Raw genomic sequence first — 24,737 nt, 5'->3', positions numbered from 1 at the left:
GGGAGGTTGTATCCCGTGGTATAATATACCAAAACTGAAGGAGGCATGTGATGTGCGAAAATCTTTGCTTATTCCCCTGATTTTTATTTTGCTGTTAGTTGCTTCGGCGGTTCCGGCCTGGGCTGGGGAGTTACCGCTAAAAACTGATATAAACGGTTATTTAGTACCTGGACAAGAGGGATGGTATGCAGATAAATACACACGTGTTGATGACAATGGCTGGGTATGGATTGACTTAAAAACTGCACGCTATTTTTCCGAAGATGAAAAGGCACCAGAAAACAAGATAATAGGATCGCATAGTCTTGTTTTACGAGGTCTGATACAAGACAACAGCTATAAATCTAATGAGACTATATTTGTGTTGGAAAACTGTGGATATGAGTGGGTATTTAGGGAAGCCGCTAGAGTGTATGAGGGTATTACTTATGTAGCAGAGAGCGAAGTATATAACGTTAGCGGTATTCCTATAGAAACCTGGCAACAAGACAAAAAAGATGGTCTTGGCTGGGGATTTGATTATTATATTCCAGAATCAAAACGAGCCGAATTTATTCCTACACCACCGACAGGACAAAAAACGGTTGGTTTGTGGCTGAACAACCGAGTGGCCGCCCTATATTCTCTTGATAAGTGCGAGCCCTGGTATCTGGATGGCAAGCCCTACGCGAATAACGGTGTAACGTACATCCCCCTTCGCGGCGTGTTCGACCATCTGGGCGCTAAAATTACTTGGGATAGTGATCGTAACATGGCATTGATTGAAGCAAACGGCAAAAAAATTAATTTTAAGCCCGGTAGTGATAACGTCCAAATCAAAGATGGCAGGGTATATATCCCGCTGCGCTTGGCTGCTGAAAGCCTGGGTTACGAAGTCAATTTTAAAAACGTAACACACGGCACTTGGGTTACCGTGACAACTCCCCAAAAAACATGAAAATCCTGTTAAAGCCCTAATTATAGGGCTTTAAATTTTAGTTTGATTTCATGTGAAATACAAAGAAGGTGAAATTTTGGTTAAATGTAAAAAACACGTTACCATCATTACGACTATAATTTTTATATTTCAGTTGTTAATCGTTGACATGGTTGGCGCTTTTGTAAATGATAATAAAAGCGATTTACCGGGTTTGGCATCAGGCAACTTAGTTTATATAACGCCTATTGGCATGTTTAGTCTAGTTAAAGAAGGTAATTACAAATATATGCAACAGGCTACTGGTAAAGATATGTCCGGAAAAAGTTTAGGTAATACCATGTACTTTGAGAGAGTTAACGAAGCTAACGAAGGCTATAACATGATCAATTGGTCACAGATTGGTGCTTGGTCGCAAGAAATAAATGGTAACCCTGATTTTGTGCTATCACAGGCCCCCAACTACAGAAACAACATAAAATTCCAGAACTATAGTGCCAATCGTATTCATATTCGTGGTCTGGCAGAACTCTGTGGTACAAACATGGTTATTTGGGACAGAAAAAATAAAGTTTTTACCATCGGCATTACAAAAAAACCCGAAGCTTTCATCTCCGCACCCACCCAGGCCCGTAAGGGTGATACAATAACCATAAACGCCACCGGCTGGTCAAAGGTAACTGGCCGGTATTCAAATAAAATATCCTATAACCTTTACGCTGATGGGCAATGGCTGGTCGGGGAAACCTTGACCAGCCCTTCTTTTAAGGATAAGTCAATAAATTATACAATCAATAAAAGCCCTGGCCAGAACGTGAACTTGGAACTCCGGGTTACTGATGGCGTAAATAGGACAACTGTAATAACCCATAGTATAGCCGTGGTGGAGGACCCGGCTTCCGGACCACCGGCACCACCAACGCCGCCTACACCGCCCGACCCGCCGGCACCACCGGAGCCGCCTGATTACGAACCGATTGCCGATTTCAACGCCTCCAATTTTGCCCCAATGGAGGGAGAAGAAGTAACTCTGACTGATGCAAGCACAATCGGCGGCGGCGAAAAAATCGTAACCTGGGAATGGCAGATAGACGGAATCGGTGTGAAATACCGCAAAGGCCCCCATGATGTTACCTGGCCGACCGCCGGAAAATACACCGTGCGTCTCAAAGTAACGGACGAGGACGGCGATACGGACATAGTTGCGAAGGATATAACCGTTGCGCCGATTGACCCTGTTGCTGTTATTACACAAAGCGCACGACAGATAATAACAGGCCGGGCGGTTAGCATTGACGGCGACAGAAGCAAGTCCGGGCCTGGACGTAGCATTAATTGGCAAAAAAACCACTGGATTATAAAAAATCCAAGTGGCACGGTAAAGCTGAATAAAACACAGCGTTACCCTTGGAGTACCGCAGTATCCGGTTACCCTTCAATGTTTACTGAAACAGGAACATGGGATATTTCTTTGCAAGTTCAGGACCTGCCAACGCCGGCACGAATCTCTGAATGGGCGCATTCTGAGCTTGAGGTAGTTTCAGATAAACCACCGTTAGCCGACTTTTGGGTACCGCAAACGGCAGTACGTTACAGTGTAGGTAACTACCAGGTTACCGTCCAAGACCGCAGCCAGGTGCAGGCACCTGACGGTATGTTAGGAGATACAATAGGTAAGCGTACTTGGCAGCTATACTACGATAAAAACAATAACGGCAGCTATACCGATGCGGAAGACGAGGTTATAAGCGCCGGTAATACGGGTAAATCGGCCAGGATAGTGCAATCTTCCAACAATGACCCGGCTCCGAAATTAAGATTCTACCAAACCGGCCGTTATAAGTTGGAACTAGCGGTTGCAGAAAAGTTTACAGATGCAGCCGGTACGCATTACGGGTTGACCGACAATACTAACGACAAGCCTTTAGCCGAAAAGGTTATTAACGTAATTAATGTGTCTCCCCGGGTTGGATTTGATATATTACCGCATACCAAAGTAGACGTTACATTCGTTGTAGACGATGTAAGCGAAGCAAAAGCACAAAGCCTGGAATCCAACCTGGGGCTTTTTACGCAAAAACTAAGGGAGCAAGGGATACAGGCCAATATCGAAATTAAAAAGCGTAACCTTATTAAAGGTGCGCCGATGAGTGGTGGTAAAAACTGGCTGAATAACGACCAAAGTGCATATCCTTATTTGACAGATGGCCATGTAGTTGAATATGATCTTGGGAATATAGGCCGTTATTCAAGTGAAAATATTGCAATTGCTGCCGATGGTTCTGTGTATGTTGAGGCAGGGGATAAACTCTTTAAAATGAATCAAAATGGCAAATCTGTGTTATGGACTAAGAGCTTGTCGTATGGTAAGGATAGAAACCAAAATGGTCTTGTTATTAACCCGGTTACCGGCAACCCACAAGTTGCTTTTTCCGGTGAAGACGATGAAGAATACCAAGCATATATTAGTGCTTACAATAAAACTTACGGGTGGGAGGTTTGGACTGATGATGATACTGAATGGGACGGTGACTGGGATTATGGGTATTATATTGTTGCGCCAAATGGAAATTCGTATACTCCGGCTCACAGTTTAGATAAAGACGGCAATCTCATAGGAAGTGGTTTAGATAATTATAAGGCTGCTGTAACCGATGGTGAAAAGACTTTCAGGGTTGGTTGTATCTGGCCCCGTTGGGATGAACGGTATAAGTTTGTGGAAGGTAATGGTTGGCGAAAATATGGCGCTAAGCGTTATTCTATGCCGGATACAGATTTTAGCGTAAGATGGACCGATTTTGCAGATATGATTTTAGACGGCAATAAATTATACATTCTTGCCGGTTACTTTGAAGAGTCATATAGACCCTACAGTATTATGTACTTGTTTGCGTTAGACGTAAATAATGGTAATGAATTGTGGCGTTTAGATGTCGGGGACCATACCAACATGATGCAGGCCCTTGATGGCACTTTACACATAATAGGGAAAGATAACACCCTTGTAGTTGACCCTGAAGAAGCCCGTATAATAAAGACTTTGCCGGAAAAGAGCGGGGAACATTATTATAATAGATATAACTATAAAATGGCCGGGAACGGTATTAAGTATAATGGATGGACGATAGGCCCCGGGGGGTATAGGTACAGGGTTGAAACTACTTATGATTATGACTTGCACACAGCTTTTGCGACACTTAAAACATTTATTCCCAACAACCCGGATTTCCGTTTGTCAAGTATTGGTTTTCTAAGTAGCCAAGCTCAACCTAAAACCGTAAACTCACAAGGTTCTTTCCTGGTCAATGTCACTGATACCGGTTGGCTGGATTATGATTTGTATGGTGACGAAGCTATTTCAAAAATGCAAGCTGCCGAGGTTAATTTGGTGGCCATAACTCCAACAAACAATAACGCTCAATTTAATGACGCTATCAATAAAACGGGTTTTGGAGGAACTTGTATTAATACTGCGTCTAATATGGCTGGGCCTCTGTCAAACCTTGCAAATTATATTGCCGGGGTAACATCTTATGAGCTCAAACCGGATTATGTCTTGCTGGTTGATCAGGAGTTTTCCGTTAAAACTTATTATGAAGATGCTGAAAATGACCCTAAAATTAACCAGCAGTGGTATATTAGCCATGATGCACAACACCTAATGAGCTACACTTTATCAAACCAGGGAGCGCAGGTACCGGCCAGGTATTACAGTACGCCGCCAGTTTCTTTCGGTTCAGCGGGCACTTACACTGTCAAGTACAGGGCCAAAGATGAGCCGCCTAATATACCGTATCAAACCGATTCGCAGGCCGGTCGCAAGTGGTCAGATTGGGCAGATGCAAGCATTTATGTTCACCGACCGCCGGTAGCTTCTTTCACAGTTAGCACAACAGAACCTAATGTTGGGCAGACCATTTCATATACCGATAAATCTTATGATCCGGACTTGCGATATACCGACCCACAGGGTAAAAAAGGTATTCGTAATAAGGAATGGCAGTATCGAATAAACGGGGGTGTATGGGTAAGCAGCAGCCAACCGCCTGCTACTTTTGATGTTGCTGGCGCGACAATAGAAGTGCGGTTACGGGTGCAAGATGCCCTGGGAGCATGGTCTGATTGGGCATATCAAACTTTAGAGGTTAAGAACCGAGCACCTGAGGCTTATTTTATAACTGAGCCGGAATACGTTACGAAAAATAACCCGACTAAATTAGTTGATGCTTCCGTAGATCCTGATGGTGATCGGATAGTAGCTTGGAATTGGTCATGGGAATGGCCGATGGGTAACGGTAAAATTACCGAGGTTAAATTTCGTGGTAATAGTGAGCGTTGGGATGACTATGGTTATTTATTAGGGTGGAATGGTTCTGAATGGGTAAATATCAGAGCTGCTCATGGAAGTTATAACTATACAATTAACACTGCAAGCTATAATGTAAATAAATTAAAATTAAGGCTTTATACAGATTATAGCTACATAGTTGAACCAACATATGTTGAAATTTATGAAGTCACAGTTGATGGTAGAAAATTTTACCCATCCAATTTATATCTTAGTACCACTGAAAATAATCAAGACATTGAAAGCGAAGAATGGGCTATACCACAAAAATTATCTAGTTCACAACAAAACCCGACGTATACCTGGAATGCTACCGGAAGTTACGATGTAACCTTGAAAGTTATGGATGAACACGGTCTTTGGAGCGCTCCTTATACACGGACAATACAGGTGAATGATCCTAATACCGCGCCGGTGGCGGTGATTACCGGGCCGGCCATGGTCTATACCGACGAGCAGTTTACCATGAGGGGTACATCTTCATATGACCCTGATCCGGGCGACTACGTTAAACGTGGTTACTGGCGTTATAAAAAACCCGGCCAGGATTGGGCCGGTCCATGGACGCAGACAAAAGGGCAAAGCGGATTTCTAACTTTTCCCGTTACTCCGGATGTGGCCGGTGATTGGCGGTTTGAGCTTATAGTAGAGGATTCCCACGGGGCATTGTCAATGCCGGTTTACTATATGGTAAAAGTAATGCACCTACCGCTTAAAGGCACTGGAGAGATAACACCGAACCCGGCGTTGAGCGGTTACAGGATTCATGTTAAGGTTGAAACCGAAGGGTTTGCTGAAGAGGTTAGAGTAAAGTTTCCAAAAGATAAGTTCTGGAACGGTGATGAGATTACTTTGACCCCGGACAGCCCGGTAAATAATAAATACAATACTTTCAGGGGAACTTATTTAACTGACGTAAAAACGCCTGACGGTGTTTACAACGTTACGGCTACGGTAAGGCGCTTCAGTTTAGCCCCTGACGCAGTTACGGTTCCTCTTACTGCTGCAATTCAGGGAGATATTTACGATCAAATCAAAGTAAGGATAAGATATAGCAGGTAATAATTTCTAGGCCTCCTCCGCGGGAAAACAATCCCCGGGGGAGGTTCTTTTTTTAGCGAGTATTAGGAAAGGGGAGTGAATGATATCAAAACATTTGAGTCATTGTGTGTAACATCTGCTAAAAAAGCTTATCTGGCAACACATAATAGAAACGTTTGCAACTACAGTATTGCCATTGCCACAAGATTGAATTTGCCCGAAGAACTGCGCGAAGTGATCCGCTATGCAGCTTTCTATCATGATATCGGCAAAATCGGCATTCCGAACAGTATCTTATTCAAACCAGAGCAGTTGACTAATGAAGAATGGGAAATAATGAAATTACATCCGGTTACCGGTGCGGAGTTATTGTCAAACGAATGCAACCAGGTTGCAAACGTTGTGAGGCACCACCACGAGCGCTGGGACGGAAAAGGGTACCCAGACGGACTAATAGCTGAGGATATTCCTCTGGCTGCGCAAATAATAGCTGTTGCCGATGCTTTCGATGCCATGACAACCGACAGGCCGTACCGAAACGCAATGAATGAAAACGATGCACTTGCCGAATTAGTTCATTGTGCCGGAATACAGTTCAATCCCAAGGTTGTAGAAGCGTTTCTCGGTTTACTCATGAGGTGACTTTATTTAATTGCTTAAATTTCGCCTTAGAGGTTGGTGTCCTTTGGGCAGGTGTTGATAGATAAGCGATACCAAGTATGACAACTTACCTTGTACCATCCCTTCCCGATAATAAAGCGAACAATAGAAGATAACCATATTGTAATGGAAACATATAACACTCGCAGCATTTTTGGCCTAATTATTTCGCATATGGATTCGCCAGGTAATTTTTCTAACATACTCGGTTTAAAACGTTTGTTTCTTGGTTTATTTACTGCCAAAATAAGTTAACAAGGAGTGAAAGTTTTATATGACAATGCAAGAAGCGCGTATATGCCAGTTTCCGCAAAAGGAATATGTTTGGGCGGTGGATGTTGGTTACGGTTACACGAAGGCGGTTTCCAGCTTGGGTAAAAGGGTTTGCTTTCCTTCGGTGATTAGTTCGGCCAGGGACTTGCCGCTGGCTGAACTTGCAAATGAAAGCATCGGTCACACGGTTGTTATTCGCAAGGAAGGAGCACCGGCAGAACGGTTTTTCGTCGGTCAGTTGGCTCTTAAGGAAGGGCGTTCGGTGCAATTCACCCTGGATGACGTAAAACACAAACACCCCGTTCATGATGTGGTTTTGCTTACGGCCTTGGCGCTTTTGGAACCGGAGGCTGCCGGCAAGCTGGTTGTCGGTCTTCCGGTTGATTATTATCGCGAACAAGGGAAAAGCCTTTCTCAGCATCTTACTAATTTAACCGCAACGGTATCCGTGGACGGCGGCCCGGTAAAGCAAATTAGTTTTGATAATGTGTTGGTTTATCCTCAAGGTGCCGGGGCATTGCTGGTTGCCCCGGACATGCCCTCAAACGGAATAGTTGCCTTGGTGGATGTGGGCCATAAGACAACGGATTGTGTAGCACTGGAGTTGGGAAACGGAGGCAGCCGGCCGGTACAGTCTATGTGTATCAGCGTAGAAGCAGGTATTGTACATTTGCACCAGGCTGTGATTGAAGAATTTTTAAAACTTACCGGTATTCGCCTGCCGGCAGTTTATACCGAGCAAGTATTGCGCACCGGGCGAGTATGGTTCAAGGGACAGGAGCTTGATTTAAGCCATGTTTTGGCTGACGCGCGCAAAGTGATAGCCAGATCCATTGCGGACGGAGTGCTGGCTGCATGGGGCGACCGGGCAGATTTTGTGCGCCGGGTTTACCTGGCCGGCGGCGGTGCTTTGGAACTGCCGGGGCTTGCAGATATGTTTTCCGGGGCTTCAGTTATCCCCGATGCGCAATTCGCCAACGTGCTGGGGTTTTTAAAGTTTGGCGAAAGCTAATGTTTGTCGGTATTACTTTTTCGAAAAAATATATATGTTCTTGTATAAGGTTACTATTATCCTCAATAATCAAGAATCTTGACAATTACGCCATTTTCCCTTGTATTGTCTGTAAAGTTTACAGTAAATCCATTTTTTGTATAGAAATTAACCTGTAAATCTCTGTTATTAATATCTGCAGGTGATAGCCAACCGGTAATTTTTTTAACTTTATATCTCTTTATAATTTCTTCTAAAATTCTCAGCATAAAACTTGCTACACCTAAACGGCTATAACGGCTATGAATATCAATTATTTTACATTTGCTATTAGTTAAGTTAACTTTGCAATAAAGACTGGCTGCAGAATTGAAATCATTTTGGTTGCGGTAGGCGTTTATATCAATAACAAAAGAGCATAATCTACCTTCTAAATCGAATTGATGATCATCAATGTTAATAAATATAAAAAAATATAAATTATACATGGATAGGTATGGTATTGCGAAGGAAGTAGGTGAATTACTTAATGAGTAATTGAATAATCTATTAAAAAAATGCTCATGTAAAAATGAAAATTTTTTTTTCAATTCATCATAATGTGATTTAATAATTTCATTTCTTTGTTGTTTTATAGCGTCAATGAAATCTTCATTACTATAGGCATTTAGGAGGTTAAGAATGAACTTTTTAAAAGACATATATGGCTCCTTTAAAATAAATGGCGGCAAAATAACAAGCGTCAGCCAGCGCTTAAAGCAAAGGCTTATATCAGACATTATTAATTATAACGTATTAATAAGTATAGCGGGAGACAGTCTAACAAAAAAATGGGATGATGTAAACGATGCAGTTAAAATTATTGCGGAATATACTGGAAAAAATATTTATTACACAGATGGCTTAAATGTATCACTTTTTGATGATGAAATTATAACTCTGGAAAAATTTACAAATATATCAAGTTGCTTGTTCATGTTTGAACCTTTTATTCTTCTTGTGCTACCGACCACATGGTACCACGAAACAAATTTTGTTGAAAAAATTGCAAAACAAATTGAAAGTCTTTGTGTACAGTCACTAAATAGAAGATACGGTGTCGTGATAGTTTTTCCTTCCAATGTTATAGGGGGTGAAAAAGTAAAGTATAGACTTCAAAAATTTACACATACACATATAAAATTGGCAGAATGATTTTCAGTGTGTGAGAAATATTCTTGATTTTTCCCGTCATAAGTGGCCAGAGATCTGTCCTGGCAGGTTTGCCGATAATAGTGCCGGTCAAAGGCCGGTTGTTCATGAATGGGGGTATATTGAAAATGATTTCGTGTGACCGGCAAGAAGCAGGTATTATAAGGGTTGACGTATAGTTTCAAACAAAAACGTCACACCGGTATTATAAGCATTTTTTTTACGGTGTGACGTTTTTAAATCTTAAACCGGTTAAGCCCTACAGCCTGTTAATATTGCCCGGTCACACCAAACCAGTAAAAATGGTGTGACACGATCGGTATTATTTTTTCGAAAAAATATATATGTTATTGTTTGATCTTAGCTGAATTTCCGCCTTTTTATATTTTCGGTTAAGTTGGATCTGCCCCCAGACTAATACTGCGTTATTCTCCAGCTTATCCTTGGTATAAGTAAACCAACTAAAATCTTGAGCAAACACAAAAGCAGCAAAAGGTTTCAAAGTACCGTTTTCCCGGTCAAAATTTAAAAACATCACTTTTTCCGTTTTTACTACTTTTAAAATACGTCCATACACAATATAATGTAAACTTGTTTTTCCTTCATTAAAAGCAAGTTCGTTTGCCCGGGTTTGGTCAACTACTAAATCGGACAGTGGCAATTGCTTTCCATTATAATCAAGGAAAACCTTATTTAATTCTTCTTCCTTGTTGTCCATTATCAGTCTTGCGATGGCGGAGAGGGAAGAGATACTTCTAATTGGTTTTTTCTGCCTTCTGTTATATCTCAAAGAGTATTTGTAGGATTTTTTGGGGTGGCTATTAGGTATTTCATTAACTTCACCTTGCGGTACTTTAATCATGTCTGTTTTTAGGTTTAATTTTATAACAACCTTTTCTGCTTCAGGTATGTCGCTTAATCGGGTTGTGAATTGGTTTACCTTCTTCATAGTGTTAAGTATTTTAACGACTCTATTATGTGGACAAAAAGGCTTATGGTCCGATTCTCCATAACCAGTAGTTCTAAAGTATGGACTTCGGTCATCATTCTGTGGGTTGGCCCAAATTAAAGGAACCTTACATTCAGGACAATATATTTCCTTACCGTGTATTTGATGGTCATATTCTTTTGCATTAACTATCCGGCCATTAGGTAAAAGTGCATTTTGCATTTTACACACCCCCAACCCATCTTATTTAGGGAGGTTAGATATGCCTTGAAAATTAACCCAATAGTTTACAACAATAGTTCATTATATGGTTGTTGGTATTTAGGTAAAGGATCCGAACAAACATGGCTAATGATAGAGTTTTTGCAAAAACATATTCCTTCATATAGTCATGAAGATGTATACCGTTTTCTTACAGATTCAGACTTTAGAAAATCCATTGTGGAACTGGGTAAAATTAATGTTTCGGCTTCTCTGGATCCTTACAAGCTGTGGATGCGAAAATATGAGCGTCAAATCGGCAAGAAAAATTGGTATAAAGAAGCTGTAAGAATTGTTTCTAATTTAAAAAATTTGCCAGATCCTAAGCCATTGTTTCCATCCGAAAAAGAAATACAAATATATAATACCATAGTTAATAGTTACCAGTATATTATTCCTGTAGTTTTTCCACGAATTCCTGATGGTCAAGACGAAAAGCATGGCATTTTTTATAAACAAGAACTTCTCTTTTACTTTGAGACATATGGCTTTGAATTCATAGAATTTTATGTAATTGGGGGAGGGTTGGGGAATACCGTTCTATTTATCCAAATCAAGCTTAAACAATACCATACTTACGAAAAGGAAATAATAGAAGTTTATCTTCCTTTTATGGAATTGGTAGCTCTTTACCAAAAATTATTTCAGAAAGAATGCCCTTACCAGCATGGGAGTTTTGATTATTATGGCTTAGGTAGGGTAGCAGGTGAAAAAAATTCTTGATTTTTTCCGTCATAAGCGACCAGAGATCTGTCCTGGTAGGCTTGCCGATAATAACGCCGGTCAAAGGCTGGTTGTTCATGAATGGGGGTATATTGAAAATGATTTCGTGTGACCGGCAAGAAGCAGGTATTATAAGGGTTGACGTATAGTTTCAAACAAAAACGTCACACCGGTATTATAAGCATTTATTTTACGGTGTGACGTTTTTTAATCTTAAACCGGTTAAGCTCTACAACCTGTTAGTATTGCCCGGTCACACCAAACCGGTGAAAATGGTGTGATACGAAAGGTGGTTGAGAGTACTTGAAGTCAAGTGGGAGTAAGGCTAAAGGTGGTCGCATCAGGTCATTACACATAAAACTCCCTGCAGATCACCCCGTATTCTCTTTTCCGGAAGGAGAGCGCAGCCGGGTGGCCCGGGAGTGGCTGGAACAGGGTAGACAGGTGTTATCAGCCATGGAAGCGATTCAACGGGATATAGCGGATCTGAAAAGAGTTATAAATAACAGCGGGCCACTTGCGCACGTACGCCCGGAGAATAATGCTGTCGGCAAAAAGATGCAGAGTGAACGGAAGAACGACATCAATCCCGCGGTATTTCTGGACCTTTGAGGAGGTGAGCAAGTACGCCACAGCAAGATAACCAGCAGAAAACCCTGGTAATTCTTGACCCGACGCTCAAAAAAGGTTTTACTGCTATACCCAACATGGTGCTTTTTGCACCTGATTTGTCAATGCCGGCAAAGTGCCTATATTCCATACTGCTTGCCTTCGCCTGGCAGGAAGAAGAATGTTTTCCGGGCCAGGAAAGATTGGCCGAAGCGGCCGGATGCACGGACCGCACCATAAGAAAATACCTGGAAGAGTTAAAAAAATACGGTTTGATTTCTTGGGTTCAGCGAGGTTTAAACCAGACAAATATATACTACATACATGACCTTGCGCAGAATGAACGGCTGAAAGCCTTGAACCACAAGGACCGGAAAGAACGTTCCGATCCGGACCGGAAAGGATTTTCCGAACCGGACCGGAAAGAGCGTTCCGGTCAAGACCGGAAAAAGCTTTCCGACAAAGAATACTCAGTAGAAGAATACTCAGTTAATAATAATAGTTGTATTACCCTGACGGGTAATACAACGGGGCAAAGCCCCGCTGCAGCCCAACATCGTGAATTAACAATGCCTTCCAGCAAGGATCTGATTGCTGAATTGACACACGAATACCGTAATACCGGTGCGACCCCCAGAAATGGGGATTTTGCTTTTATCGGCGGGCTGTACCGGCGTTACGGTTATGCCAGCGTACTGGATGGTATAAGTGAACTTGACATGGCTATGGCCGTGGAAAAAATTGAAAAGCCGCTTTTGTACCTGAAGGCTATTTTGGAGGGCAATAGCCCCCGCAAGGCAAAGAACAGCAGCGAAAAGCATAAAGAGAGCAATCCCGACCGGGAGAGCAAAAAAGAGTTGATTAAGACCCTTTACATGTCCTGAAGTGAAAAGAAACGGAGTGAAAAAATTTATGTCTGAAACACTGGTAGGCGTGGATTTATGCAATACGGTGGCGGACATTAACGGCGAAATTGAGAGGTATTTCAACGTAAGAGCCGAAACTTACCCGGTATGCGGCATACCTAATGACTTTTTCAGTACGCCCGCCGGATTGGCCATGTTCCGCAATGCCGCCCCCTTTTCCTGTGCCGCCCGGGTATTGTGGAATATTGCAAAGGCCGGCTGTAAAATTATCTATGTTACGACTCGCCCCGGTGTGGCCGGTTCTGTAACCGGGCAATGGCTAAAGGCCAACAACTTTCCTTCCGGTCAAGTGGCTTTCGTGCCCCGGGAAAGCAAAGCTGATTTCATAACAGGTACAGGTATAAGCTGCTTTTTTGAAGATGACCCGTTGGTGGTGAACGCACTTATGCGAACCGAAATGAAATTTGTTTTTGTCAAGGAATGGCCATATAACACTGGCCTGGCAGGTCAAAAAGTGATAAGGTTTTGGGATTGGCGGGAGCTGATGGATTGGCCGTTCACTAAACGTGAGATTAAACAGCTATTCGGAGTGAGTGCGTACCCATGAGATACATTGATAAGGTACAGAAATGGCTGGTGGCCAAGTTTGGTGAGATTCAAAATTTTTACTTGCCGGGAGATGACATCAAATGAAAAGCCTGATTTTAGCCGAAAAACCTTCCGTTGCCCGTGATCTGGCCGAAGCGCTGGGCGAATTTCAAAAAAAAGACGGCTACCTGGAAAATAACCAATACGTGGTCACATGGGCCATCGGCCACCTGGTGGAACTGGCCGCCCCGGAAGATTATGATCCTCAACTGAAAAAATGGGCTTTTGAAACACTCCCGATAATGCCCGAAAAATTCAAGCTCAAAGCAAATTCCAGGACAAAAAAGCAATTCAAAATCGTCAGCGAACTGGTTAACCGGTCTGATATAGAACAACTGATCTGCGCTACGGATGCTGGTCGCGAAGGGGAGCTCATATTCCGCTACATCTATCGCCTGGCCGGCTGCAAGAAGCCGTTTAAGCGCCTGTGGCTGTCCGAAACGACCCCGGCTGCGGTAAAAAAAGGTTTTGCCTCCTTGCGTCCGGGTTGCGATTTCGACCGGCTGGCCTCCGCAGCCGAATCCCGCAGCCGGGCCGACTGGCTGATCGGCATCAATGCCACCCGCGCATTTTCAGTGCGGCACAAAGTATTGCTCTCAGTCGGCCGGGTACAGACACCCACACTGGCCCTGATTGTCAACCGCGAACATGAGATCAAAAACTTTGTGTCTACGCCCTATTGGGTACTATACGCCCAATTTACAAAAAACGACGGGCGGAATTATACGGGTAAATGGTTTCATGGCGAGCAAAACAGGTTTAACACACCCGAAGAGGCCCGGGTTGTGCAGGTCAAGGTGAACGGTCAGCCGGCTGCAGTCGTGGAAGTTGAGGAAAAAGACATATCTGAACAACCGCCGATGCTGTTCAACCTCAATGATTTGCAAAAAGAAGCCAACAAAAAATTCGGCCTTTCGGCGGCCAAAACCCTGGAGACGGCGCAGTCCCTGTATGAAACCAGAAAACTGATCACCTACCCCCGCACGGACAGCCGGCATATAACGCGGGAACTGGCCGAAACCATACCGGGCCGGCTGGCGATTCTGGCGACTCTTGATGAATACGGGCCGTTTGCAGCCGCGGCACAGGCTGCGGGTATTCCTGGTAAACGGTATGTAGACGATAGCAAGGTAAGCGATCATACAGCATTAATCCCGACGACCGTTAAACCGGATTTCGCCAAACTTACACCCAACGAGCGTAATATTTACGACCTGGTAGTACGCCGTTTTCTGGCCATCTTTTACCCGGCGGCCCGGTATAAACAAACCCGAGTGATTACGGAGGCAGCCCGAGAGACTTTTGTTACTGCCGGTAAGGTAGAGCTGGAAAAAGGCTGGAAGACAGTATATGCGCCGGCGGAAAACGGTGATAAGCATGCAGGCGAACCCGGGGCCCTCCCGGCGCTGGTCCCGGGTGAAGCATTATTGACCGAAAAAACGGAGATTCAGGAAAAGAAAACCCAACCGCCGAAACGGTATACCGAGGCAAGCTTACTGGCGGTGATGGAGGGAGCAAGCCGGTTATTGGATGACCGGGAGCTGAAAGAAGCTATGAAGGGGCATGGCCTGGGCACCCCGGCAACCAGGGCGGCTATCATAGAACGGCTGATTAAAGTGGGTTACATAGAACGCAACAAGAAGACGCTGGTACCCACGGAAAAAGGAACGGCGTTGATTGATCTGGTGCCGGACATAATAAAAAACCCCGAACTGACCGGCCGGTGGGAAAAAACACTGGCCGATATAGAGGCCGGCACAGCCGACCCGCAAGAATTCATGGCCGGAATCAAAAAGCTGGCCGGCGAAATTGTTGAGCTGGTTCGCAACCAGGCAGCCAACCAATTGCAAGCAAATCAAGATCCCCTGGGCAAATGCCCAATTTGCGGGAAAGAAGTCATCGAGGGCAATAAAGGTTACGGCTGCAGCGGTTACAAAGAAGGCTGCAAGTTCGTGATCTGGAAGGAGATCGCCGGGAAAAAGATCACCCCGGCACAAGCCAAAGCATTGCTGGCAAAAGGTAAAACCGGTATCATCAAAGGCTTTAAATCAAAGAAAGGCAACAAATTTGACGCAGTATTACAGCTGAAAGACGGCAAAGTGGAATTCTGGTTTGACAATGATAATACAAAACAAGCTATAGGAAAATGCCCTTTATGCGGTAAAGACATCACCGAGTCGGCCAAAGGGTACGGTTGTATCGGCTATAAAGAAGGCTGCAAATTCGTGATCTGGAAAGAGATTGCCGGGAAAAAGATCACCGCCAAACGAGCACAGGATTTATTGCAGAAAGGCAAAACCGGTACGATTAAAGGCTTTAAGTCCAAAACCGGTAAAAAGTTTGACGCTGTTTTGGTGCTGCAGGATGGGAAAGTTGGATTTGAATTCAATGGGGGGTAGTGATTTTGATAATGGAATTTATTATGCGGCTGAAGAAGACAACCAAGTGCAAAGCTTGCTTTAAAGAAAACATGGACCGTATTGGCAGGATATACCTGCCCATATCGCTTCTAAGCGAAGTAAATATCTCAGACAAGCTTATTGTCCAGTTGGCACCGGATAAAAAAGATTTCCCGCCTGGCGGATATACCGCCAGGTTTGTTTATGACAAAGAAACAGTTAAAAAAATCAGATTTGCCGAGGACATCGAGGAAAAAGGGGAGTTGGGGTTAATATACATCAACAAAAACATACTGGAGAATATGGGTTTACAGGACGAAGTAGCTGTCCGGATTGTGCCGCCCGGCAAGGACGGGAGCGCCGCAGCTACCAGGTGAGCAATGTGCATACGCAATAGTAAAGCCGGTTGCATGTAAACACTGTTAACTTGCGGCCGGCTTCACTATTCCCCTGATTTATTATTTACGGAAGGAGTGGTGCGCGTGGCAAAGGTACTAAAAAAGGACACGGCTCGACAGTGTGGGCGTAATGTCCGGTTGTATATGTACGCGGAACAGGAGCAGTGGTTGGAACGCGCAGCGTGCCTCAGCGGGTACTCCAAGAGCGAGATTGTACGGATGGCCCTGGATGAGTTCCGTAAAAAGGTCAGGTTGCCGGAGGCTGATGGAGGGGGTGATTGCCATGGCAGTTAGCGAGTGCTGTATAGCGGTAACGCATAAAATGCCGCTTTTGGGGGCACTAAATGGGGCATTCCTTGTCGGCTTGCCATGCGCGGAATTTCGGCCGCGATTTTTTAAGGCAGGATAAGGGAACTCCGTTCCTAACTCCACACATGCGCGGCAGTGCCGCGCAGACCCTGGGATAAGAAATTCCAATACCATATCCGTGGTTTTAATTTTGCATCCGTCAAATACTCCGTTTAAATTTGCCGATTACCTGATTTTATCTGGTTTTTAGGACTCCATAAAACTATACTTGCCCGAAAATGGAGGTGCCTTATGGTAAAAACTAACAGCAAGGAACTGCGTGTGATGATAGATGAGGAACTTGACAGTTTATTAAAAGCTCTGGCTGCTCGTCGCGGTGAAACGGTATCGGAGGTAGTTCGCCGTTTATTAAAGACATCCCTTGGCAATGAAGCTGCCGTAGACGGCGTAGATGTAGTGGCTGCAGCACTGACAAAAGTGATTCGTCGCGAGTTAAAACCGGTTGAAGACCGCATGGCAAAACTAACCGCCAAATCGGCTATAGCAGGGGCCACGGGATTGTACCTGAATTACTTTGTTATTCAGCAAGCATTGGGACCTAAATTAACAAAGAGCGCAAAGGAAGTATACGAAGCGGCCCGGGTGAAAGCGGTTGCCTACCTGAAAGAATCACCGCCGGTAGAGGCTGAATAATGCCTCCGTTTTTCATGAAAGCCAGGTTTTATTTGCCTGGTGGCGATAACAGCTATAAAAATATCGCACACATAGTATATATAGGCACCAGGCCGGGGGTTGACCGGGGTGATGCTGATATAGGCGACCGCTATTTTGAGAAGTTTAAAATTGACAGCCCGGCCGGCCACGTTAAATACGCGGCGGAGAGGCCACGGAGTCATGGATTGTTTGGGGCGGACGAAAAGCCGCTGGATATTAAACAAGTTATGGAAGAATTGAAACAGCACGATGGTATAGTTTGGCGGTTTGTGCTTTCGCTCAGGGAAGATACGGCCAAGCGGATGGGATATATCGACCGCAAGAGTTGGGAGGATGCTCTTCGCGCCAGTGTTTCCGAAGCGGCTGGGGCTATGGGCATACCGGAGAGCAATCTCCGGTGGGTGGCCGCCTATCATGCGGAGGCCGGGCACCCGCATGTCCATTTGGTTATTTGGGAAAAAGAAGCACAAAGACGAAGGGGGGTTCTGAGCGACGGGGAAAGGAAAGATGTTCGCAAGGCTTTTATCAAGTCATTCTATGCTGCCGAGCGGAGCCGGCTCGGGGTGGAAAAAACAGCCCTCAGGGATATGATTAGGGATGTTGCCAGGGGTGAAATGGACCGGGCGCATGACTTGGTGGTCCGGATTAAGTCAGCCCGGCAAGAGGTTCGGGCCATGGAAGGAGGCACGACGGGAGTTGCGCCGCGACTGTCCGACAGTGACCGGGAGGATCTGGCCAGGCGGGTGGAAAACCTGGCCAAAATTATGCCAGGAAAGGGCAGGGTGGCGCTGAAGTACATGCCGGAGGAAGTCAAGGCTGAGGCCAGGGAGATTGCTGACTGGTTGCTTGCAAAGCCGGGCTTTGCGGCATCCTCGGGAAGGTATAAAGAGATTGCCCGGGAAATGGCCGGGCATTATACTTCGCAGGATCAAAGGCTCAACCAGGCGGAGGAAAACGCCTACAATGATTTGCGGGACCGGGTGGCGCAGCTCGTATTAAAAACTGCGGCGCAGGTGCAGAAAAGAGGTCCGGATAAGGCGGGCAGAGATTATTCTTTTAGCCTGGCTGGGAATCTTTGGCGTAATGTCTGGCATGCTATTGAGAAAGCGCGTTCCCGGGAAGAAGCACGCGGTGAGATGGAAAAACGGGCGCAAGACGAGAAGCGCATGCGCCGGCGGGAAAAGGAAAAGGAGCAAGAAAGGTGAAGATAGTTTTATGTTTAGAGGATATTCTTTGGCTAGAAGATGCCCCCTCATCCGACATATTACTCTATTTTTCATCAAAGGGTTAATTATTAGGATTGTTGAATTTTATAGAAAATTACTTCTGAAAATCTACAGAACACTCAGGAGCAGGATGTTTCACTGCTTGGATTGCTGCTTTTCCTACCACTATGACAGTATGAATAGCCTCAATATTCGTTCCGTTGAGATGTATGAAGAAATGATAGCTGGGCAAGAAACCCTGCTCAAAGCCACATATCTGCGACCAGCAGTGCATAACGTCCGAGCAGTAGATTACTCTGGACAAGGCCGCTGGGCGGTATAAGCCACCGGTGTAGCCCGACGAGGCTGTGTGGGACTCTGTTATTTTGCAGAGCATCAACCTGTGATCCGGGAAGCTTCCGGCCTTGCGCCGAAAAAGATTTACTAATTAGGAGGTGCAAAGTGGCTGGTAAATTTCAATGGTCTAAATTTTCAAAGGTAGATTTGGATGATCCATTTTTTGACTCATTAAAAGAAGATTACGAAGAATTTCCGATTTGGTTTGCCAAAAAAAGTGCTAATAATGAAAGTGCATTAGTTTTTCATGATGAACAGGGCATCGGTTCTTTTTTGTATCTTAAGGAAGAAAACGAACCAATTGAGTTAACTCATGGCGTTCTGCCCGCGGTACCGCGATTAAAGATTGGAACTCTTCGCCTTGCCGAACGTTTTAGAGGGCAACGCCTTGGAGAAGGCGCTATAGGAGTTTCTTTATGGCGTTGGCAAGAAAAATATCTTGAAGAAATTTATGTAACGATTTTTGAAAAACATACTACTTTGATTAGCATGTTTGAACATTTCGGCTTTAATCACGTTGGAAAGAATCTACGAGGAGAATGTGTATACCTAAAGAGTCGGTCAAGCATAGATTACTCAAATGCGTACAAAGCATTTCCTTTTATTAGGCCTAATTTTAATAAAGCTGGTTTAATACCAATTTATGAAAATTTTCATGATCGATTATTCCCATATTCGGAACTCAAAGGACATAAATTTGAAATAGAAGAAGAAACTGCCGGCAATGGAATTACGAAAGTATATATCGCAACGCCATATGCGCCAATGCACTATACTGTAGGTGAACCCGTAGGGATTTATCGAATCTTTCAGGGGAGAGGACAAAAAACGTATAAATCTGTTATTACTTCATATTGCACGATAACTAGGATAGAGGATATAAAAGTTAGAGGAAAATGTCGTGTTAGTTTAGATGATTATATAAAAAATGCTGGAAATAAAACAGTATTTACTCCGGAGGAATTAACAAAAATATATCAAGATAATAAGAATGTCGTATTGCTAGAGATGGTCTATAATGGATATTTTGGAAAGGGTCACAATGTCACACACAAAGAATTAAACGATAATGGTTTCTTCCCCGTGCATCCATATAATATAGAATACAGTAAAGAGGAATTCATAAAAATTTTAGAAATGGGCGATGTCAATGTGCAAAATGTTATTATCGATTAAACCTCAGCATGTGGAAAATATACTGAATGGTAAAAAGAAATTTGAATTTAGGAAAGTACGTTGCAGGTCAGATGTAGATAAAATAATCATATATGCTACACACCCTATTATGAAAGTCGTAGGTGAAGTCGATATTCTTGAAATCATAGAAGATGATATTAATAAAGTTTGGGAAATAACTTCTGTTTATGCCGGTATTAGTAGGCAATTGTATGATGAATATTATCATGGGAAGTATCAAGCTGTAGCATATAGACTAGGTAAAGTAAAAAAATACAAAAGACCACTGCAATTATCAGATTTTGGAATTAAATTTGCTCCACAGTCTTTTGTTTATATATGAACCTTATCCAATTGAAACAGGCCACAGATTTACTGGACTACCTAAAAAGAGTAAGACAGGCCATATTCTTCAATTGACCTTTTGCGTTTCGCCAGTTCCAAAAGGTGCACAATTTAGGCTCTTTTAATTATGGAACCAATAAAGATGCTTTGTAAAATGGAAATATTGTAGCTCTCTCTCCAGGGATTATTGACCCTGGATTTTTTATTTTTATATCACATTTTGTTGGAGGTGGTTATTAGTTTGTTTGCAGGAAAAAGAATACCGGAGTTGTCCAGGGGTATGAAATTTCGACTGATGCTTTTTATTGCGTTGCTATTGATTAATGTATTCGCCTTACCCTTGCTGCTGCATTTTCCCTGGTACGTGAAGGAACAAGGTTTTCAAGCCGGGCTGGCCGGGTGGAAACAATTTGTGTACCAAAAACCCTTGGCCGGTCCGGCTGTGTTGTTAAAGGAAGAACAGACCCGCACGGTCTGGTATTACTTTCAGCCCATGGTTGCGGCCGCAGTTATCGGCATATTTACCCAATATGGTTTGATGCGGCGCAAAAGGACCAACAGAGACATCGGCGGGCCGGATGCGGCGGGCCAGGGGCAGTTCGGAACCGCCCGCTGGCAGACGGAAAAGGAGGTGAATAGCAACTTTTACCTATGGGATACCGGCCAAGAACTGCCCAGGGGCGGGGTGGTTCTGGGAGCAAAGCGGCAGGGAAAGAACTTTTACTCCTGGCTTGACACAGACGATACCCATACCCTTTTGATCGGCGCTACCCGTTCGGGTAAATCCCGCCGGCTGATCATGCCCAGTATCTGGACTATTGCCCGGGCGGGGGAGAGTATGATCATACCCGACCCCAAGAAAGAGCTTTTCAATACAACCGCCGGTTACCTGTGGGAACAGGGGTACAACGTAATACTTTTGGATTTCCAGGCCCCGGGCAGCGGCAACCGCTGGAACCTCCTGCACCCGGTCATTATGCGCCTGCAAAACGGCGACGAGACGGGGGCGGCGAAGGCGGCCAAGCAACTGGCGCACATGCTGACCTACCAGTTCCAGCGGCCGGAAGAGTATAAGGGAGACAAAATATGGCCGCAGTCACAAAAGAGTCTGACAGCGGCCCTGGCGTTGGCGGTGAGCATGGAGGCCCCGGCTCCGGCCCGGCACATGGGCAGTGTTTACCGTACCCTGACCAGCCTGGGCAAAAACGGCGGAAAGGGTTTGGATGAATACTTTGATAGTCTTGATGACGATCACCCGGCCAAGGTTGCCTACGGCGTGGCGGCCATGGCCGAGAGCAAGCTCCGCAACGGTATTTTTACCGGGGCGGCCGCCCAGCTGGAAATGTGGTCCGATCCGGGGGTATGTTGGTTGACGGCGGAGCAGGACCATGACCTGGCCGCCCCCGGCAGGGAAAAAACGGCCGTATTTATAGTGGTGCCGGACGAAGACAGCAGCCTGCATATCCTGGCGGCGCTTTATATAGCGCAGACGTACACGGCGCTGACGGAACTTGCCCGGGCAAACGGCGGGCGGCTGGACAAAAGAGTCCACTTTTTGCTCGAAGAATTCGGCAACCTGCCCCCGATACCGGACTTTGCTGAAAAAATCACCCTGGCCGGCGGCCGCGGAATGAAATTTTTGATAGCGATTCAGGGACTGGACCAAATCAAGAAGCGTTATAAAAATGACGCGACTACCATTTCCGGAAACTGCAACACGTGGGTGTATCTGTCCACGGCCGATTATGAAACGGCCAGGCTGTTAAGCGAGAAAACCGGCAAGTACACACAGCAGACGGAAAACCTGAGCGCCCAAGTGAGAAAGGAAGATCATACCCGGGGCGTTTCGTACGGGCTGGCAGGCCGGTCGCTTTTACTGCCGGACGAGGTGCTCAGGTGGCCGGTGGGCCGGTCCCTTATCTTTCGGGGCCGGACAAATCCGGCCCGGCTGCCGCTGCCGGATTTGTCCGTTTGGCCGGCGGCGGATGATTTTGTACAGTTGGCAAATACTTTGGGGAAGGAGGCGATAGTTCAGCCCAAGATCTGGGTGCCCGGACCCGGGCCGGCGGAGGAGATCAGTGATGATTTTAGCATTGAAAAACCGGAACCCGTGGATATTTTAAGTGAGTTGTAATTAGTTGATTAAGGAGGACAAGAAAGCATGAGAAGAGTTGGTAAAAAGTTTTTAACTCTGAGTCCGGTAACAATTATAGCCTTCCTCTTATTTGTTTCCCCGGCTGCCGCAGCCGGGGAGCCTGAGTTTGTAACCGGCTTTAAAAATTTACTTAATGATGTTTCCAGCTGGATTTTGGGGCTGATTCCGGTCGCCGCCGGGGCCAAAATAGGTTACCACGCGTTAATGAAAAACCTCAGCCAGGAAGATGAGCCGCATAGCGTATCCGTACACAACAAGGGGATTAAAAACGCTCTGGTCGGCGGTGCGATAGGTGTCAGCGCAACTTTGATCGTTAAGGCGTTTTTATCGTATTTTTAAAGCCCAAAAGGGCCGGGGCGATTACCCGGCCCATTGAAGGGAGGTTAAAGAGTGGAGGTAATATACAACCTCATTACGGGAGCCATTGTCAATTTTTTTGCCGGCATAGCCGACTCAATGATCAATATGGCCATGCTGGAGGTTACGAATTTAATGAAAGTAGCTATGGACGTGCTGGATAACCCCCTGGTCCGAAACGCCATCGGTATATCCCAGGCGGCTGCCGGCAGCCTGTTGGCTGTGGCGGTGACGGTGGAATGCCTGCGCTCGTATATCTTGTACCAGCACGGGGAACCGGGCGCGGACATCGGCAGGCTATTGACCAGGGCGGCTTTGGGGGCTGCGGCCATTGCCGGGATGCCGTGGCTGGCGGAGTTTGTATATAAATTGGGTAACAGCCTGGCCGGGGCGATTGGAACTATTTCCTCGTATGAGATTGAACGAGGTTTTGAGGGCGTAAGTCTGGGTTCGGCCTTGGATATGCCGGTAACCCTGGTTATCATGGTTTTGATAGTTTTGGTTTTGTGGTTTCTTATTCTGGTCCAGGCCGCCATTCGCGGGGTGGAACTGGGCGCGCTGGCGGTCGTGGGGCCGGTGATGGCCATCGGGTTGCTCAAGAACGACGAGGGCGTGTTTGCCACCTGGTGGCGGGAACTGGTCGTTCTAAGCATGACTCAGGCCCTTCAGGTGTTGCTTATCAAGGGCTTTCTGGCCCAGGGAGTAAACATGGCCAGCGATTTCGGACCATACTTTGCCATCGCCTGGCTTTGGGTGACTTTCAAAGCGCCGAGTTTTTTGCGGCAGTTCGCCCACCATACCGGCATCGGCAGCGCGGCCGGGGGTGCGGCCAAGATGATTCTGGTGCGGAAAATGCTGACGAGGGGGGCTTGATATGGGTTCGGCTAACGATACAAATACTGATATGTATTTGATACCGCGCAACGTGGTGACAAGATATGAAATTTTCCCGGGCTTCGGCTGGTTTGAGCTGGGCGCGGTGCTGGCCGGCGCAGTTGTGGGGGCGGTGCTGTTCGGTATTGTCAGTTTATTTACCGCTGCGGGCGTGCGTTTTGTGACGCTGGTCATCCCGCCGGCTTTCGTTTTTGCCGTAACCAGGCCCGGTCCGGACGGGCTGAGCTTTTATGATTTGATTCGCAGGAAACGCCGCTGGGCCGGTTCCCGGCGGCGGTACTTATACAGGAGGGGTAGTTGATGATTATTAAAAAAATCAGGGGCAATAAAAAGACGGCCCGCGGGATAGATGCGGCTGAAGCCAAACAGGATTCCAAGGCTTCAGTGCAGCAATGGCTGCCTTTTAAAGATGTCGCTGATGGGGTGGTTTACCGGCGGGACGGCAGTTTGGTTTCCGTGTTACGGGTGCGGCCCTATAATTTTGCCCTCAAATCTAAAAACGAAAAAAGGCGTGTAATAAGCGCCGTGCACGAGGCGTTCAACGGGCAGAGGGAATCATTGCAAATACTTTGCTTGGGCCGCCCGGTGGATCTGGACGCGTACTTGCGTCATCTTGAGAACCTTTCCCGGGATTTGACCGGCAAACCGGGCAGGAGGCGGTTGCTGCAGAACTACTTGCGGTACGTCTCCGGCATGGTCGCCGGCGGCGAGGCCCTGGAGCGCCGGTACTATATTCTTTTGCCCCACAAGAAGGGAAGTCAGGCCCGCGAGGAAGCGATCCAGTGGGCTTTTGAATTAAAAGAGATGTTGGAGGGCGCGGGCCTTGATGTGGATGTCTGCAATGACCAGGAAATCATCGACCTGTTGTTCTGTTTCACTCAGCCGGTGCAGGCGGCCTTTGAGCGTCCGCCGGCCCCTATTTCGCATATTTCAACTCAAGTAGATTCGTAGG

23 protein-coding genes are annotated in these 24,737 nt (G+C 45.6%); 21 read left to right on the top strand and 2 right to left on the bottom strand.

Features of this window, described 5'->3' with window-relative positions; translation table 11 throughout:
• The first annotated feature begins 52 nt into the window (after positions 1–52).
• From BM299_RS13500 to BM299_RS13485, 4 genes are all read left to right on the top strand, one after another.
• Positions 53–937: a stalk domain-containing protein gene (locus BM299_RS13500; protein ID WP_165608326.1), complete on the top strand. Its 885-nt coding sequence runs from the start codon at positions 53–55 to the stop codon at positions 935–937.
• 76 nt (positions 938–1,013) lie between these two features.
• Positions 1,014–6,326: a PKD domain-containing protein gene (locus tag BM299_RS13495; protein WP_092485283.1), complete on the top strand. Its 5,313-nt coding sequence runs from the start codon at positions 1,014–1,016 to the stop codon at positions 6,324–6,326.
• Between the two features lie 75 nt (positions 6,327–6,401).
• Complete coding sequence (locus tag BM299_RS13490) at positions 6,402–6,947, top strand: HD-GYP domain-containing protein (RefSeq protein WP_207545192.1); 546 nt, start codon at positions 6,402–6,404, stop codon at positions 6,945–6,947.
• A 292-nt stretch (positions 6,948–7,239) separates the two neighbouring features.
• A complete protein-coding gene (locus BM299_RS13485) occupies positions 7,240–8,250 on the top strand; it encodes a ParM/StbA family protein (RefSeq protein WP_245779779.1) in 1,011 nt (336 codons plus the stop codon).
• A 62-nt stretch (positions 8,251–8,312) separates the two neighbouring features.
• Here the strand turns inward: BM299_RS13485 and BM299_RS13480 are convergent, their stop codons facing one another.
• Entirely contained in the window at positions 8,313–8,930 is a 618-nt protein-coding gene (locus tag BM299_RS13480; protein ID WP_092485280.1) for a hypothetical protein, read from the bottom strand.
• Here BM299_RS13480 and BM299_RS13475 point away from each other — a divergent pair.
• Positions 8,911–9,423 carry a hypothetical protein gene (locus tag BM299_RS13475; protein WP_092485277.1) on the top strand — a complete coding sequence of 171 codons (513 nt, stop codon included), beginning with the start codon at positions 8,911–8,913 and terminating at the stop codon, positions 9,421–9,423. The two genes, BM299_RS13480 and BM299_RS13475, sit on opposite strands and share 20 nt — an antisense overlap.
• A gap of 319 nt (positions 9,424–9,742) precedes the next feature.
• On the opposite strand, the gene BM299_RS13470 is transcribed toward BM299_RS13475, so the two are convergent.
• On the bottom strand, positions 9,743–10,591 hold the full coding sequence (locus BM299_RS13470) for a hypothetical protein (RefSeq protein ID WP_092485274.1): 849 nt from the start codon (positions 10,589–10,591) through the stop codon (positions 9,743–9,745).
• 45 nt (positions 10,592–10,636) lie between these two features.
• Here BM299_RS13470 and BM299_RS13465 point away from each other — a divergent pair, with 45 nt between their 5' ends.
• From BM299_RS13465 to BM299_RS13390, 16 genes are all read left to right on the top strand, one after another.
• Positions 10,637–11,353, top strand: coding sequence for a hypothetical protein (locus BM299_RS13465; protein WP_092485271.1), 717 nt, complete (start codon positions 10,637–10,639; stop codon positions 11,351–11,353).
• Between the two features lie 303 nt (positions 11,354–11,656).
• A complete protein-coding gene (locus BM299_RS13460; protein ID WP_092485268.1) occupies positions 11,657–11,965 on the top strand; it encodes a hypothetical protein in 309 nt (102 codons plus the stop codon).
• Positions 11,966–12,087: 122 nt separating this feature from the next.
• Positions 12,088–12,846: a helix-turn-helix domain-containing protein gene (locus tag BM299_RS13455; RefSeq protein ID WP_207545191.1), complete on the top strand. Its 759-nt coding sequence runs from the start codon at positions 12,088–12,090 to the stop codon at positions 12,844–12,846.
• 28 nt (positions 12,847–12,874) lie between these two features.
• Entirely contained in the window at positions 12,875–13,435 is a 561-nt protein-coding gene (locus BM299_RS13450) for an HAD family hydrolase (RefSeq protein ID WP_131820649.1), read from the top strand.
• Between the two features lie 82 nt (positions 13,436–13,517).
• Positions 13,518–15,875, top strand: a complete 2,358-nt coding sequence (locus BM299_RS13445) for a DNA topoisomerase 3 (RefSeq protein ID WP_092485260.1) — start codon at positions 13,518–13,520, stop codon at positions 15,873–15,875.
• 11 nt (positions 15,876–15,886) lie between these two features.
• Entirely contained in the window at positions 15,887–16,252 is a 366-nt protein-coding gene (locus BM299_RS13440) for a hypothetical protein (RefSeq protein ID WP_092485355.1), read from the top strand.
• Between the two features lie 105 nt (positions 16,253–16,357).
• A complete protein-coding gene (locus tag BM299_RS13435; RefSeq protein WP_092485257.1) occupies positions 16,358–16,567 on the top strand; it encodes a hypothetical protein in 210 nt (69 codons plus the stop codon).
• A 306-nt stretch (positions 16,568–16,873) separates the two neighbouring features.
• Entirely contained in the window at positions 16,874–17,275 is a 402-nt protein-coding gene (locus BM299_RS13430; protein ID WP_092485254.1) for a ribbon-helix-helix protein, CopG family, read from the top strand.
• On the top strand, positions 17,275–18,501 hold the full coding sequence (gene mobP3, locus BM299_RS13425; RefSeq protein ID WP_207545190.1) for a MobP3 family relaxase: 1,227 nt from the start codon (positions 17,275–17,277) through the stop codon (positions 18,499–18,501). Before BM299_RS13430 ends, mobP3 begins: the two co-directional genes overlap by 1 nt.
• Positions 18,502–18,963: 462 nt before the next feature.
• Positions 18,964–20,034, top strand: coding sequence for a hypothetical protein (locus tag BM299_RS13420; RefSeq protein ID WP_207545189.1), 1,071 nt, complete (start codon positions 18,964–18,966; stop codon positions 20,032–20,034).
• The gene (locus BM299_RS13415; protein WP_092485248.1) at positions 20,009–20,377 is read left to right on the top strand and encodes an ASCH domain-containing protein; all 369 of its coding nucleotides are present in this window, start codon (positions 20,009–20,011) and stop codon (positions 20,375–20,377) included. Before BM299_RS13420 ends, BM299_RS13415 begins: the two co-directional genes overlap by 26 nt.
• Positions 20,378–20,620: 243 nt before the next feature.
• Positions 20,621–22,513: a VirD4-like conjugal transfer protein, CD1115 family gene (locus BM299_RS13410; protein WP_207545188.1), complete on the top strand. Its 1,893-nt coding sequence runs from the start codon at positions 20,621–20,623 to the stop codon at positions 22,511–22,513.
• A 27-nt stretch (positions 22,514–22,540) separates the two neighbouring features.
• Complete coding sequence (locus BM299_RS13405) at positions 22,541–22,873, top strand: pilin (protein WP_207545187.1); 333 nt, start codon at positions 22,541–22,543, stop codon at positions 22,871–22,873.
• 51 nt (positions 22,874–22,924) lie between these two features.
• Positions 22,925–23,764, top strand: coding sequence for a conjugal transfer protein TrbL family protein (locus BM299_RS13400; protein ID WP_092485245.1), 840 nt, complete (start codon positions 22,925–22,927; stop codon positions 23,762–23,764).
• Position 23,765: 1 nt separating this feature from the next.
• Positions 23,766–24,086: a PrgI family protein gene (locus tag BM299_RS13395; RefSeq protein ID WP_092485242.1), complete on the top strand. Its 321-nt coding sequence runs from the start codon at positions 23,766–23,768 to the stop codon at positions 24,084–24,086.
• Entirely contained in the window at positions 24,086–24,736 is a 651-nt protein-coding gene (locus BM299_RS13390) for a TraC-like domain-containing protein (protein WP_092485239.1), read from the top strand. Before BM299_RS13395 ends, BM299_RS13390 begins: the two co-directional genes overlap by 1 nt.
• Position 24,737 lies beyond the last annotated feature (1 nt).

Source organism: Desulfoscipio geothermicus DSM 3669 (assembly GCF_900115975.1).
GTDB classification, from domain to species: Bacteria; Bacillota; Desulfotomaculia; order Desulfotomaculales; family Desulfallaceae; genus Desulfoscipio; species Desulfoscipio geothermicus.
The sequence above is the reverse complement of the archived record's forward strand: the minus strand, read 5'-3'. Positions and strand labels throughout refer to the sequence as shown.